Here is a 12,301-nt window from a genome sequence, read left to right on the forward strand (position 1 = left end):
GAACAACAGAAACACCCTCTGCCCGCGGGCTCAGCCGCAGGTAGTCACGTTTCGCCTACTGGCTCAGCGCGTCGGATTCCTCCGAAGGGCGTATCTCCTCTGTTCGCCGGCGTCGTCGCCGGGACACGACCGTGAGCATCACGAGTGCGAGCAGCACCAGGAATCCGGAGGTCCACACGTGAATGCGCAGGCCCAGGAACACATCGGATTCATCAATCCGCAGGAACAGCTCGATCAGGAAGCGTCCTATTCCGTAGTACATGACGTACGCCCAAAAGACCTGCCCGCGTGTGCGAATAACCCGTTGGGAGAGCCACAGCAAGATCAATCCACCGATGATGTCCCACAGTGATTCGTACAGGAAGGTTGGGTGGAATAGCGTCCCCGGCGCATACTGGGCCGGGAAGTTATGGCTCATCGGGTTGATTTCGAGACCCCACGGCAGCGTGGTCGGCTTCCCGAACAGCTCTTGGTTGAACCAATTGCCCCAGCGCCCGATGCCTTGGGCGATGAGGATGCCCGGCGCCGCGGCGTCGGCAAATTTGGCCAGAGAAAGCCCCATCCTCCGACACGCGATCCACGCCCCGAGCCCACCGACGGTCACGGCCCCCATGATTCCGATTCCGCCCTCCCAGATCTTGAGGGCATCCACAGGATTTCTGCCGGGGCCGAAATAGTCACCGGGGGCAGTGATGAGAACGTGATACATGCGCGCTCCGACCAGGCCGAACGGAATGGCCCAGATCGCGATGTCCCAGATCCTCTCGGGGTCCTCGCCCAGGGACTGCCATCGTTTGGACGTCAGCCACAGGCAAATCACGATGCCCAACAAGATGCACAACGCATATGCATGAATAGTCAAAGGCCCCAGGTGGAACCCCGACCACGTCGGTGAAGGGATGGAGGCGATCGGCGTCACGAGTCTCATACGGACATGTCGCTGCTGCCGGCCAATTCGCGAGTCAAGGTTCCGACGGCCGCCGGACCGCCGGCCCCCAGGGCACGTACCAGGGCGGTACCCACGATGACTCCGTCGGCGTACTTTCCGATTTCTTCGACGTGCTCGCGTCGGGAAACTCCCAATCCAACGCACACGTTCTCAGCCCCGGCCGTGCGGATGTCCGAAACCAGTTGTTCCGCAACGTCCGAAACCGAGGACCTTGCGCCCGTCACCCCCATGACGGAGACAGCGTAGACGAACCCGCTGGATGCGTGCGCGACCATGTCCAATCTTTCGGCCGACGACGATGGCGCGGCCAGGAATATCCGATCCAGCCCGTGGGCCTCGCTGGCTTCGAACCATTCCCCTGCCTCGTCTGGTACGAGGTCCGGTGTAATGATGCCCGCACCACCTGCTTCCGCCAGCTTCCGGGCGAATTCGTCGACACCCTTGCGCATGACCGGATTCCAATAGGTCATCACGACGACTACCGCGTCCGTCTGGTCTGTAATCTCCTGAACGGCGCGGAAAACGTCGTTGACCTTGAAGCCGTTGCTCAAGGCCTCGGCCGTTGCATCCTGGATCACCGGACCATCCATCACCGGGTCCGAATAGGGTATTCCCAATTCGATGATGTCCGCGCCGTTGCGCCCCAGCTCGATCCCCGCTCGAATCGAATCCTCAACGGTCGGATATCCGACGGGAAGATAACCGATGAGGGCCGGACGGCCTTCTGCCCGGCAAGCCTGGATGCGTGCGCGTACCTTCGAGTCAGGATTGGGCAACGGAAACGTCTTCGTCACAGCGCTATACCGGTTCGGGTTCTTGGGAGATGTTGCGGTCATTTCTGCTCCTCCGCGGCCTCGTCCTGACCGTTGCCGGATTCCTGGCTCCTGAGGTTGGCGGCGTTGACTTCTGAACTGGGGATGGCTTTACCGAGTCCGAACCATTCGACCGCGGTATCCATGTCCTTGTCCCCGCGCCCGGAAAGGCATACGGCGATGATCTTCTCGCGGGCCGCTTCCGGGTCTTCCTGTTTCCACTGTTCGGCCAGACGCAGAGCTCCCGCCAGAGCGTGAGCAGACTCGATGGCCGGAATGATGCCCTCCGTCTCGCACAGCGTGCGCAAGGCATCCATCGCTTCGGTATCGGTCACGGCTTGATACGATGCGCGGCCGATATCCGAAAGGTACGCGTGCTCGGGTCCGACTCCCGGGTAGTCCAGTCCGGCCGAAATCGAGTGGGATTCGATGGTTTGGCCGTCGTCGTCCTGCATGAGGTACGTGCGGGCACCGTGGAGGACCCCGGGTCGACCCAAGTTGATCGTAGCGGCGTGACGGTCCGTGTCCAGACCTTCTCCACCCGGCTCCAGCCCGTACAACTCAACCGACTCATCATCCAAAAAGGCGTGGAACATTCCGATGGCGTTGGATCCGCCGCCCACGCAGGCGGCAACCGCATCCGGGAGACGACCGGTCCGCTCGAGAAGCTGTTGACGTGCTTCGGTACCGATGGCGTCGTGGAAATACCGAACCATTGCCGGGAAAGGATGCGCACCGGCGGCCGTACCGAGGAGGTAGTGAGTGTCCTCGACGTTGGCAACCCAGTCCCGCAATGCCTCATTGATCGCGTCCTTCAAGGTTCGCGAACCGTTCTGCACCGCGATGACCTTGGCCCCGAGCAGCTGCATGCGGGCCACGTTGAGTGCTTGGCGGTTGGTATCGACCTCGCCCATGTAAACGACGCATTCCATGCCGAAATACGCCGCCGCGGTGGCCGTGGCAACTCCGTGCTGGCCGGCCCCGGTTTCGGCAATCAGACGGGTTTTGCCCATCTTCTTGGCCAGCAGGGCCTGTCCCAAAACGTTGTTGATCTTGTGCGAACCGGTATGATTCAAGTCCTCGCGTTTGAGAAAGATACGAACTCCGGCGCGCTCGCTCAGCCGTTCGGCCTCGGTCAACAAGGAGGGCCGGTTCGAGTATTCCCGGGACAACCTCTGGAACTCCTCGAGGAAGTCGGGATCGGCCTTGGCCTTTTCGAAAGTTTCCTCGAGCTCGTCCATTGCTCGGATGAGCGACTCAGGCATCCACTGGCCTCCGAACTGCCCGAAATAGGGGCCGCTCGCGTTCTTCAACGAGCCGTAAGGGGCCTCCAGGAATGTCTCCGCCAGGTCTCGGTCCTGTTCGGATGCTGGGTTATTCGCCATGTTCTGCTTCCTTTTCTCCCAGGTAAGCGGCGCGTGCCTTGCGTCCCTGGTTCTTGAACTCGCCGACTGCCTCCCGGGGGTCGGAATGCTTGACCAGTGCTTCGCCCACGAGGACCACTTCTGCACCCTGGCTTCCGTAGGTTGCAACGTCACTCGGCTCGGCCACACCGGATTCAGCCACGATGACCGGGCCCTCCGGAAGGTGGGATGCAAGGTTCGCGAAATGCTGTTTGTCCGTCTCCAGCGTCTTGAGATTGCGGACATTCACACCGACGATCCGAGCCCCGACGGCCACCGCGCGCTCGATTTCCTCGACAGTGTGGGCCTCGACGATCGCGTTCATTCCGAGGCGGTGGGTCAGTTCCAGGTAATCACGCAATTCGTCGTCGCTCAGGGCGGCGACGATAAGGAGGACGAGGTCGGCGCCGTGTGCACGGGCCTCCCAGATCATGTACGGATCGACCGTGAAGTCCTTGCGCAGGATCGGGATGGAAACCTCGGTGCGAACCGCGTCGAGGTCGTCCAATGATCCTTTGAAACGCCGCGATTCGGTGAGGACAGAAATTGCGGCCGCTCCCCCTGCTTCATATTCATGCGCAAGCTCGGCAGGTTCCGCGATTCGGGAGAGATCTCCCGCGGAGGGGCTTGCACGCTTGACCTCCGCAATGATCTCGACGGTCTCTCGGTCGGGACCACGCAAAGCCGACACGGCGTCCCTGGCGGGAGAAACCGAGGATACTTTGTCCTTCAACTCATCGAGGCTCACCGTCCGACGGCGCTCCTCGAGGTCCTCGCGGACTCCGGCAATGATGTCGTCCAAAACTGTCATGAAAGCGGTGATCTCCGGTCTACTGCGCTTCGTGGCATGCTGCCACGCTGATCATAGAGAACAGCGCCCCTCTGATGATTTGACGTATCAGGGAGCGCTGTCTGACTTCAATGCTTACTTGTGGCTCTTGGTCCGTGAGCCGAGTTTGCCGAATCCGGCAGCCTTGAGCACACCGCTGACGATAAAGCCCACGACGATGATGGCCAGGCCGACGATCACCCACGGAGTATTCCCCACGACAAAAGCAACGCAACCGACGGTCAAACCGACCACGACCAGCACAACCAGGGCCCATGCGGAAATCGTGTTGCCGTGACCCTCAACGGCGATCGGTGTGAGTTCGAGTTGTTGTTCAGAGCTCACTGGCCCTCCTTTGGTGAAGCAATCAGCGCGGTACAAACGCGCACTACGGTGCCATTCTATGCCATCCGGCGCACAGTCAAACGATGTTTCGCTTCCGCTACCGCGTGGGATCTTCCCCCTCGGAGAGCGAATCCCAAGTGTCGATATCGTCTGCGTGAGGGTTCTCACCCTTCTGGACCGAATGTTGCGACTCGCGTTCATACCGACGCGAGGTCGTCTTCCAATGGCGGCTGGACCACCAGAGCCAGGCCGCGACCAGAACCGTGGCGAGTCCGAGGACGAAGGTCAGCCACGGCCACACCGTCACCACGTAGCTTCCGCCGGGACCATTGGTCCCAGTCGCTTCACCGACCTTCGTCATTGCCGCGTCCTGAGGGTTGATCGCCGCGGTCAGGGCTGCGATCGCCATGCCAGCACCGGCCAGAGCGATGACCGCACAGATGACGGCGCGCAAAATTTTGCCCGCAATCCGGACCGCGACAACGCCCGCGAGGGCGACCAGGCCGAGCGCGGAAACCGCTGGGGCGGCATCGGTTCCTTTGACGTCCACGTTGACCTGCGAAAGGACACTCGAGACATTGGCGTGGATCCACGGGAACAGGGTCGTAATGAAAGCGAGGATCGGGACCAGAAGGCTCGTCAAAATGATGCGCCCGGAGCCCGCCTTCTTCGTGTTCTCATCGGTGTTCCCGGCCACTTCGGCGGTGGTCTTAGACCCTTCGGCGGGATCCTCGCTCATATTCGGTCCTCCTCTGCCAGGCTCGTGAGGTTACGAGCTCGAAGCACGGCTCGTAACGGAGCAGCAGCCTTGCTGACGGTTTCATCGGCCTCGGTATCCGGTACGGAATCTGCCACGATACCGGCCCCGGCTTGTACATACGCACGCCCGTTCTTGAGCAGCGCGGTGCGGATCGCGATCGCCATATCCATGTTTCCGGCGAAATCGAAGTAACCCACCACGCCACCGTAGACGCCTCGGCGATGAGGTTCGTAATCGTCGAGCAATTGCATGGCCCGTGGTTTGGGCGCTCCGGAGAGCGTACCCGCCGGGAACGTGGCCTTCAGGACGTCGTAGGCATTCGAGTCCTCCCGTATCCGGGCCTCAACCGTCGAAGAAATGTGCATGATGTGGCTGAAGCGCTCAATTTCCATGAATTGTGTCACCGCTACGGTGCCCGGAGAAGCAATTTTGGACAGATCGTTGCGGGAGAGGTCCACGAGCATCAGGTGTTCCGAGCGTTCTTTCTCGTCCGCCAGGAGCTCTTCAGCAAGCGCGACGTCGTGCGCATGCGTGTCTCCTCGCGGCCTCGACCCGGCAATCGGATGCGTCGTTGCTCTGTCACCACTGACGGTCACAAGGGCCTCCGGCGAGGACCCCACGATCGAGTACGGTTCCCCTTCCGGATCCTCGAATGTGTACAGGTACATGTACGGCGAGGGGTTGGTCTGTCTCAGGACGCGATACACGTCGAGGGGCAGGGCATCGGTCTCGGCTTCGAATCGTCGAGAAATCACGATCTGGAAGATGTCGCCGTCATGGATAGCGTGCTTTCCCTCGACGATCGAGTTCATGTACTGCTGACGGCTCCACGTTTCGGTGACGTCTTCCGCGAACGGATTGGCCGGAGCGTCGTTGTCCGACAGGTATGACACGGTGGTTCGTCCCAAAGGCTCCGCCAGATGCTTCAACATGGAGCGGACGCGGGAGACGGCGTCGTCGTAGGCCCAATCCACCCGTTCGGAGGTGCCGTCCCAGTTGACCGCGTTGGCGACCAAGGTCACCGACCCGTCTTTGTGGTCATGGATCGCCATATCGGAGACCAGGTTGAGGGCGAATTCGGGCAGGTTGAGGTCATCGGTCGGCGGGTGCGGCAGTTTCTCCCAGTACCGAACCGTTTCCCAGCCCAAGTACCCGACCAGACCCGAGGTCAGGGGCGGCAAATCCTCGAAGGGTTCGGTGTGGAGCATCTCCAACGTGTCACGTATGGCATCGACCGGGCTGCCGGTTGTCCTCGCGCCCTCTGGCACCGTGCCCTGCCAGAACGGCTTACCGTCTTTGGTGGTCAGCGTTGATCTCGAGGAGACGCCGATGAACGAATATCGCGACCACTGGGCCCCAGCATTTGCGGATTCGAGGAGAAAAGTCCCAGGTTTAGCCCGCCCGTCCCGAGCGACGAGCGAACGGTAGATTCCGATGGGCGTCAGCGAGTCGGCGACGACTTTGATGCTCACCGGGACGACGCGACGCTGAGCCGCGAGCTCACGGAATTCCTCTCTCGTGGGGCGAATCTGCCCCGGCAGTTCTTGTTGCTGACTGGTCATGGTTGCGTCCTTACAACAGTTGGTGTTGAGGGCTCAGGCTTCCGTGTCTCCGACCACGGCAGGAAGCTCACGCCCGTCGAAGCAAGTGCGGGTTCCGGTATGGCATGCGGCCCCGATCTGGTCCACACGCACCAATAGTGCGTCTCCGTCGCAGTCGAGAGCCACGGACTTGACGTATTGGCGGTGTCCGGACGTGTCTCCCTTGCGCCAATATTCTTGGCGGGACCGCGACCAGAAAGTCACGCGTCCGCTGGTCAGGCTCCGACGGAGCGCTTCGGCGTCCATCCAGCCAAGCATGAGGACTTCTCCGGTATCATGCTGCTGCACAATGGCGGCAACCAATCCTTGTGCATCGTATTTGAGGCGCTCTTCGATCTCTGCGGAGAGCGCCGTGTCCTGGGCGCGCGACTGAGTCATCATCAAGCCTTTACTCTACCGTGTGGTGTCCCTTTGGCACCCGGCGGTCTTAGGATGAGGACATGAGCGCGATCACAGATCTCAGAAACCAACTCGTCGAAGTCCTTCAAAAGACCGGTCCGGGAAAGCCCACACTGTGCGAAGGGTGGAACACGGAGCACATGGTGGCGCACTTGCTCCTCCGCGAGACCCGGCCCGACATCGCAGCAGGAATCGTTCTGTCCCCGCTGGCAGCGAGAACCGAAAGGAAGACCGAACAACTTGCCGAGAAGCTGACCGACGGTCGCCTGTACATGGAAGCGGTGGAAAAATTCGCACAGGCGAAAGCTCCCAACCGAATGCACGGAACCGTGGACGCGGGAATGAATTACGTCGAGTACGTGGTCCATCGAGAAGACGTGCTCCGAGGGTCCCCGGCTGCGAATGAAATGAACGGTGGCGAGTCCCGGGTGGATCACGAGGACGAAAAGATCTGGAAAACGCTGTCTTCGCAGGGAAAAGTGTTCTCCAAGAGCTACCCCGACGGCCTGACGATCGTCGGCACCGACGATCAGGGCTCACCAGTTTTCGGACGGGAAACGCTCCGAAAGCCCGCCGAGGCCTCCAGAGTCAGCGGGCTCGTGCAAAAGGTCGTCAAGGCTCCGAGTACGGGCGAACCGGTCACGATTACGGGAACGCCCCTTGAAATCCTTTTGTATCTATTCGGCCGCCGCGAGGCCGCCGACGTCAAGGTCGAATACTGAACGGATTCTCACCCGCTTATCTGACTTCGAACCCGGCCTCTCGAATCGCGGTCTTGACGTCCTGAATCGCAGTGTCCGGCCCGAAATGGAAGATCGACGCGGCCAGTACCGCGTCGGCCCCGGCCCGTATGGCCTCCGGAAAATGCGCGGGTTCGCCGGCTCCGCCCGAAGCAATCAAGGGAAGGTCCACGACGCCCCTGACCGCCCGGATCATCTCCAGGTCGAATCCGTCCCTGGTGCCGTCGGCATCGATGGAGTTCAGCAAGATCTCCCCGACCCCGCGTTCGGCCGCTTCGCGGGCCCAGTCCAGAGCGTCGATCCCCGTGGCCCGTCGTCCGCCATGGGTCGTCACTTCGAAACCGGATGAGGTTTGGCCGGTGCGTTTGGCATCGACCGACAGCACCAGCACCTGGTTTCCGAAGCGTTCGGCGATGGCATCGATAACCTCGGGATTGTTGATGGCGGCGGTGTTGATCGAGGCCTTGTCGGCTCCTGCGCGCAGGAGCCGATCCACGTCTTCGGGCGTGCGGACTCCTCCGCCGACGGTGAGCGGAATGAAGACCTGCTCGGCTGTCTGGGCCACGATGTCATAGGTCGTCTCGCGTGCGGACGAGGACGCCGTGACATCCAGGAACGTCAGTTCATCGGCTCCGGCGGCGTCGTAACGCTTCGCCAGCTCGACCGGGTCTCCGGCGTCCCGAAGCCCTTCGAAATTCACTCCTTTGACCACACGTCCGGCGTCGACGTCCAGGCACGGAATCACTCTCACAGCTACAGTCATGTTGCTTTTCCTCCTCCGACAAGCGGCGGTTCAGAGCCGGGCCGCGGCAATCGGTGACACCAGGATGGCACGGGCTCCGACCTCGTAGAGACTGTCCATGAGTTGGTTGGTCGAGCGCTGGGGAACCATCGACCGCACGGCGTACCAGCCCTGGCGTTGCAGGGGCGAGACCGTAGGCGCCTCGAGACCTGGGGTGATCGCGGTGGCCGCGGCCAGGTTCTCTTCGCTCACGTCATAATCCATCAGGACGTACTGCCTGGCGACGAGCACGCCGCGCATCCTGCGGGACAGAACCTCCAAGCCCGCAGCGTCTTCGAGACCGCGTCTCTTGATGAGCAGGGCTTCTGAGCGCATGATGGGTTCTCCGAAAATTTCCAGGCCCGCCGCGCGCATGGTGTTTCCGGTTTCGACGACGTCCGCAATGGCATCGGCTACACCCAGACGAATGGACGATTCGATCGCGCCGTCCAATCGAACGACCGACGCGTCGATTTTCTTTTCGGCCAGGTAATTGCGCAACAGGCTGGAATAGCTTGTCGCGACCCGCTTTCCCTGCAACTGTTCGATCGACGAGAACTGTCCCACGGGCCCCGCGAAATGAAAGGTCGAACGAGCGAAGTCGAGGCCGAGCGCCTCGTCCGCATCGGCCTCCGCATCCAGAAGCAGATCCCGGCCGGTGATTCCGACATCGAGGGTCCCGTGCCCAACATAGACCGCAATGTCCCGAGGCCTCAGGTAGAAGAACTCGACCTGATTGACCTCATCGACGATGGCCAGTTCACGAGTGTCTCGTCGCTGGAGATATCCGGCTTCGGAGAGCATGGTCTGTGCGGCCTGAGAAAGAGCGCCCTTATTGGGCACGGCTATGCGCAACATGAAAGTCCTTAAGTCCTTGCGGAAACGATCGTTCCCGTGGTCCGATGCTGGTTCAGAGGTACTTGTAAATATCTTCGGGTTTGAGCCCGCGGGCGATCATCAGGACCTGAAGATGGTAAATCAGCTGAGAGATCTCCTCGGAGAGCTCCTCGTCGGTCTGGTATTCGCCGGCCATCCAGACCTCGGCGGCTTCCTCGACCACTTTCTTCCCGATCCCGTGGATCCCGGAATCGAGTTCGGCGACGGTCTTGGAACCGGTCGGCCGATCGGTGGCTTTGGTGGTCAGTTCAGAGAACAGGTCTTCAAAGGTTTTCACTTGCCCAGGTTACCCCGCGGCCATCACACATGAGCGAGTGTTACCGCTGTCTGCACCGCGGCGGCCGTGGCTTCGTAACCCTTGTCCTCACTCGAGTGCTCCAAACCAGCACGGTCGAGGGCCTGCTCGTCGTCGTCGCACGTCAGAACGCCGAAACCCACGGGTGTGCCGGTCTGGACACTGACCTGGGTCAGGCCTTCCGTCGCCGCGGCGCACACGTACTCGAAGTGAGGGGTCCCTCCCCGGACCACGACGCCGAGTGCCACGACGGCGTCGTGATTGTCCGCAAGACGACGCGCGGCAACGGGCAGTTCGAAGGACCCCGGTACGCGAACGAGTGTCGCCGACTCGTCGAGGCCGGCATCGCGGAGGGCTCGTTGCGCCCCGTCCAGGAGGCCATTCATGACCTGCTCATGCCACGATGCAGCGACTACGGCGACTTTCAGTCCTTCGGTCTGAAGTTGCCCGAGCTCCGTGCTGGGTGATCCGATTCCGCTCATGATGTCTCCTTAGAGGTCTTCAGTTGGTTGGTTGGGGAGGCCGTCGGAGTCCCGAGGCGCACCCCCGTCGAGGTTTGGGGGAACAAGCACCAGTCGATGGTGCATCCGATCGCGTTTCGTCGCGAGATAACGGGCGTTCTCGTGCCGGGGAGGAACCTCGTCGGCTTCCAAAGACTGAACCGTGAGCCCGAGCTCCGCGAGCGCCTCGCCTTTTGCGGGGTTGTTGGTGATCAGACGCAGATGCGTGATCCCCAATTCCCGGAGTACACGGGCCGCCTGCCGATAGGCCCGTGCATCAGCAAGGAACCCCAAAGCCAGGTTCGCTTCGACGGTGTCCATGCCCTCATCCTGCAGAGCGTAGGCCTTGAGCTTGTTGACCAGCCCGATCCCCCGGCCTTCATGACCTTTGACGTAAATAAGCGTTCCACCTTGGGCCGAGATCTGTTCGAGGCCTTGATGGAGTTGGGGTCCGCAGTCGCACCGGAAAGATCCGAAGACGTCGCCGGTCAAGCACTCGGAGTGGATCCTGACAAGAGGTGTCGGGTTTTCTCCGTCTCTTGCGCGACCCTGGTCGTCCACGGCGGTCGCGCTGAGCAACTCGTGCTGATCCGGAAAGGACCAGGCACGCATCGAGAAGTTCCCGTGAGGTGTGGGTACGACGACGGGACGCGATGAGTCGACGGGGTCGTCGTCGTGTGGAAGCTCGGCCATTATGCCTCCACGCTTTCGGCATCCATCTGGTTCAGTCGGGCGGCCAATGCCTCGATCGAGATCATCGGCAGACCATGATGATCGGCGAAGGCCCGCAGATCGTCGAAGCGCATCATCGTGCCGTCGTCGTGAATGAGCTCGGCAATGTATCCGACTTCCGGCAGTCCCGCGAGCCGGGCCAGTTCCACGGCAGCTTCGGTGTGGCCTGCTCTGGCTCGCACGCCACCGTCGACCGCCCGAAGCGGAAGGATATGGCCGGGCCGGGTCAGGTCGTCGGGTGACGAGCTCGATCCGGCCAGAACGTTGAGGGTTTTGGCTCGGTCCTGAGCGCTGATCCCGGTTTCGACGCCGTAGGCCGCATCGCAGGTGACGGTGTAGGCGGTGGCTTTGGGGTCCTCGTTGTGAGCCACCATTGGCGGCAACTCGAGGGCGTCGGCACGCTGGGTCGTCATCGGAGCGCACACCACGCCCGACGAATACCGCACCATGAATCCGAGGCGAGCTGGGTCGGCCAAAGCGGCCGCGCCGATGAGGTCCCCTTCGTTTTCCCGATCCTCGTCGTCGACGACGACCGCGAGTCCTCCCCTGGAAATCACACGGATGGCGTCGTCAATCGAATCGAATGTCTCCTGGGTTCGGCCGAGCGGCGAGGGGGAAGAAGCGACTCCTGTCTCCGCCGGCGCGGTCTCGAACTGACGAGCTCGCAGGAGGTATTTCGCCACGGCGTCGGTCTCGAGGTTGACGGTGTCTCCTTGTTGGACCGTGCCCAAAGTTGTAGCGCGCAGCGTCGTGGGGATGACACCGATTTCGAACCAGGCTTGCTGCTCGTCGGGACGGCTCACTGCGGTGACGGTGAGCGAGATGCCATCCAGTGCGATGGACCCTTTCTCCGCGATCTGCGGGGCGAGGCCAGCAGGCACGGTCACGCGAATCACCGACCAGTCGGGATGCTCCTCGATGGACTCTACGGTCCCCGTCCCGTCCACGTGTCCTTGGACGATATGGCCGTCGAAGCGTCCGTCGGCGGGAAGGCACCTTTCCAGATTGACGCGTGACCCTTCCCGTAACGCACCCAGATTCGTGCGGACGAGTGTTTCTCCGATGACGTCGGCGACGAAGAGGTCCGTTCCGGCGTCGGTCCGGGTCGCGGTGAGGCATACGCCGTTGACGGCCAACGATCCCCCTTCCGGCAGATCTGCGGCGATGCGGCCGGCACGTACGTGAAGGACCGCGGAATCCGTGTGCTTTTCAATCTTCTCGACCGTTCCCAAGGACTCGATGATTCCGGTGAACATGT

At 61.7% G+C, this 12,301-nt stretch carries 15 protein-coding genes; 1 reads left to right on the forward strand and 14 read right to left on the reverse strand.

The window, feature by feature from the left end; genetic code table 11:
• Nucleotides 1–55 precede the first annotated feature (55 nt).
• The 8 genes from lgt to hisI all read right to left on the reverse strand — a co-directional run bounded on the left by lgt (nt 56) and on the right by hisI (nt 7,080).
• Nucleotides 56–928 (reverse strand): prolipoprotein diacylglyceryl transferase, encoded by an 873-nt coding sequence (gene lgt / locus EWV35_RS05870; RefSeq protein WP_129659014.1) that lies wholly within the window; start codon nt 926–928, stop codon nt 56–58.
• Entirely contained in the window at nt 925–1,785 is an 861-nt protein-coding gene (trpA, locus tag EWV35_RS05875) for a tryptophan synthase subunit alpha (protein ID WP_129659016.1), read from the reverse strand. The genes lgt and trpA overlap by 4 nt, the downstream gene beginning before the upstream one ends.
• On the reverse strand, nt 1,782–3,146 hold the full coding sequence (gene trpB, locus EWV35_RS05880) for a tryptophan synthase subunit beta (protein WP_129659018.1): 1,365 nt from the start codon (nt 3,144–3,146) through the stop codon (nt 1,782–1,784). Before trpB ends, trpA begins: the two co-directional genes overlap by 4 nt.
• A complete protein-coding gene (trpC, locus tag EWV35_RS05885) occupies nt 3,136–3,975 on the reverse strand; it encodes an indole-3-glycerol phosphate synthase TrpC (protein WP_129659020.1) in 840 nt (279 codons plus the stop codon). The genes trpB and trpC overlap by 11 nt, the downstream gene beginning before the upstream one ends.
• 114 nt (nt 3,976–4,089) lie before the next feature.
• Complete coding sequence (locus EWV35_RS05890) at nt 4,090–4,338, reverse strand: HGxxPAAW family protein (protein WP_129360872.1); 249 nt, start codon at nt 4,336–4,338, stop codon at nt 4,090–4,092.
• Between the two features lie 97 nt (nt 4,339–4,435).
• On the reverse strand, nt 4,436–5,077 hold the full coding sequence (locus EWV35_RS05895) for a Trp biosynthesis-associated membrane protein (RefSeq protein ID WP_129659022.1): 642 nt from the start codon (nt 5,075–5,077) through the stop codon (nt 4,436–4,438).
• Entirely contained in the window at nt 5,074–6,660 is a 1,587-nt protein-coding gene (locus EWV35_RS05900) for an anthranilate synthase component I (RefSeq protein WP_129659024.1), read from the reverse strand. Before EWV35_RS05900 ends, EWV35_RS05895 begins: the two co-directional genes overlap by 4 nt.
• A 33-nt stretch (nt 6,661–6,693) precedes the next feature.
• A complete protein-coding gene (gene hisI, locus EWV35_RS05905) occupies nt 6,694–7,080 on the reverse strand; it encodes a phosphoribosyl-AMP cyclohydrolase (RefSeq protein WP_129659648.1) in 387 nt (128 codons plus the stop codon).
• A gap of 59 nt (nt 7,081–7,139) precedes the next feature.
• On the opposite strand from hisI, the gene EWV35_RS05910 reads away from it, so the two are divergent.
• Complete coding sequence (locus EWV35_RS05910) at nt 7,140–7,820, forward strand: maleylpyruvate isomerase family mycothiol-dependent enzyme (RefSeq protein WP_129659026.1); 681 nt, start codon at nt 7,140–7,142, stop codon at nt 7,818–7,820.
• A gap of 16 nt (nt 7,821–7,836) precedes the next feature.
• Here the strand turns inward: EWV35_RS05910 and hisF are convergent, their stop codons facing one another.
• Genes hisF through EWV35_RS05940 form a run of 6 tightly spaced genes read right to left on the reverse strand, consistent with a single transcriptional unit; the run spans nt 7,837 to nt 12,299 of the window.
• Nucleotides 7,837–8,601, reverse strand: a complete 765-nt coding sequence (gene hisF, locus EWV35_RS05915) for an imidazole glycerol phosphate synthase subunit HisF (RefSeq protein ID WP_129659028.1) — start codon at nt 8,599–8,601, stop codon at nt 7,837–7,839.
• Nucleotides 8,602–8,631: 30 nt separating this feature from the next.
• The gene (hisG, locus tag EWV35_RS05920; protein WP_129659030.1) at nt 8,632–9,477 is read right to left on the reverse strand and encodes an ATP phosphoribosyltransferase; all 846 of its coding nucleotides are present in this window, start codon (nt 9,475–9,477) and stop codon (nt 8,632–8,634) included.
• 52 nt (nt 9,478–9,529) lie between these two features.
• Nucleotides 9,530–9,793, reverse strand: coding sequence for a phosphoribosyl-ATP diphosphatase (locus tag EWV35_RS05925; protein ID WP_129659032.1), 264 nt, complete (start codon nt 9,791–9,793; stop codon nt 9,530–9,532).
• 23 nt (nt 9,794–9,816) lie between these two features.
• Nucleotides 9,817–10,293 carry a 6,7-dimethyl-8-ribityllumazine synthase gene (ribH, locus tag EWV35_RS05930; RefSeq protein WP_129659034.1) on the reverse strand — a complete coding sequence of 159 codons (477 nt, stop codon included), beginning with the start codon at nt 10,291–10,293 and terminating at the stop codon, nt 9,817–9,819.
• A gap of 9 nt (nt 10,294–10,302) precedes the next feature.
• Nucleotides 10,303–11,004, reverse strand: coding sequence for a GTP cyclohydrolase II (locus tag EWV35_RS05935; protein WP_129659036.1), 702 nt, complete (start codon nt 11,002–11,004; stop codon nt 10,303–10,305).
• On the reverse strand, nt 11,004–12,299 hold the full coding sequence (locus tag EWV35_RS05940) for a riboflavin synthase (protein WP_129659038.1): 1,296 nt from the start codon (nt 12,297–12,299) through the stop codon (nt 11,004–11,006). The genes EWV35_RS05935 and EWV35_RS05940 overlap by 1 nt, the downstream gene beginning before the upstream one ends.
• Nucleotides 12,300–12,301 lie beyond the last annotated feature (2 nt).

This window comes from Rothia uropygialis (assembly GCF_004137765.1).
Lineage (GTDB): Bacteria > Actinomycetota > Actinomycetes > Actinomycetales > Micrococcaceae > Rothia.

Bases quoted from the DNA above. Each gene is read 5' to 3' on its own strand.
- lgt (WP_129659014.1), bottom strand. From the start codon at position 928: ATGAGACTCGTGACGCCGATCGCCTCCATCCCTTCACCGACGTGGTCG.
- trpA (WP_129659016.1), bottom strand. From the start codon at position 1,785: ATGACCGCAACATCTCCCAAGAACCCGAACCGGTATAGCGCTGTGACG.
- trpB (WP_129659018.1), bottom strand. From the start codon at position 3,146: ATGGCGAATAACCCAGCATCCGAACAGGACCGAGACCTGGCGGAGACA.
- trpC (WP_129659020.1), bottom strand. From the start codon at position 3,975: ATGACAGTTTTGGACGACATCATTGCCGGAGTCCGCGAGGACCTCGAG.
- EWV35_RS05895 (WP_129659022.1), bottom strand. From the start codon at position 5,077: ATGAGCGAGGATCCCGCCGAAGGGTCTAAGACCACCGCCGAAGTGGCC.
- EWV35_RS05900 (WP_129659024.1), bottom strand. From the start codon at position 6,660: ATGACCAGTCAGCAACAAGAACTGCCGGGGCAGATTCGCCCCACGAGA.
- hisI (WP_129659648.1), bottom strand. From the start codon at position 7,080: ATGATGACTCAGTCGCGCGCCCAGGACACGGCGCTCTCCGCAGAGATC.
- EWV35_RS05910 (WP_129659026.1), top strand. From the start codon at position 7,140: ATGAGCGCGATCACAGATCTCAGAAACCAACTCGTCGAAGTCCTTCAA.
- hisF (WP_129659028.1), bottom strand. From the start codon at position 8,601: ATGACTGTAGCTGTGAGAGTGATTCCGTGCCTGGACGTCGACGCCGGA.
- hisG (WP_129659030.1), bottom strand. From the start codon at position 9,477: ATGTTGCGCATAGCCGTGCCCAATAAGGGCGCTCTTTCTCAGGCCGCA.
- ribH (WP_129659034.1), bottom strand. From the start codon at position 10,293: ATGAGCGGAATCGGATCACCCAGCACGGAGCTCGGGCAACTTCAGACC.
- EWV35_RS05935 (WP_129659036.1), bottom strand. From the start codon at position 11,004: ATGGCCGAGCTTCCACACGACGACGACCCCGTCGACTCATCGCGTCCC.
- EWV35_RS05940 (WP_129659038.1), bottom strand. From the start codon at position 12,299: ATGTTCACCGGAATCATCGAGTCCTTGGGAACGGTCGAGAAGATTGAA.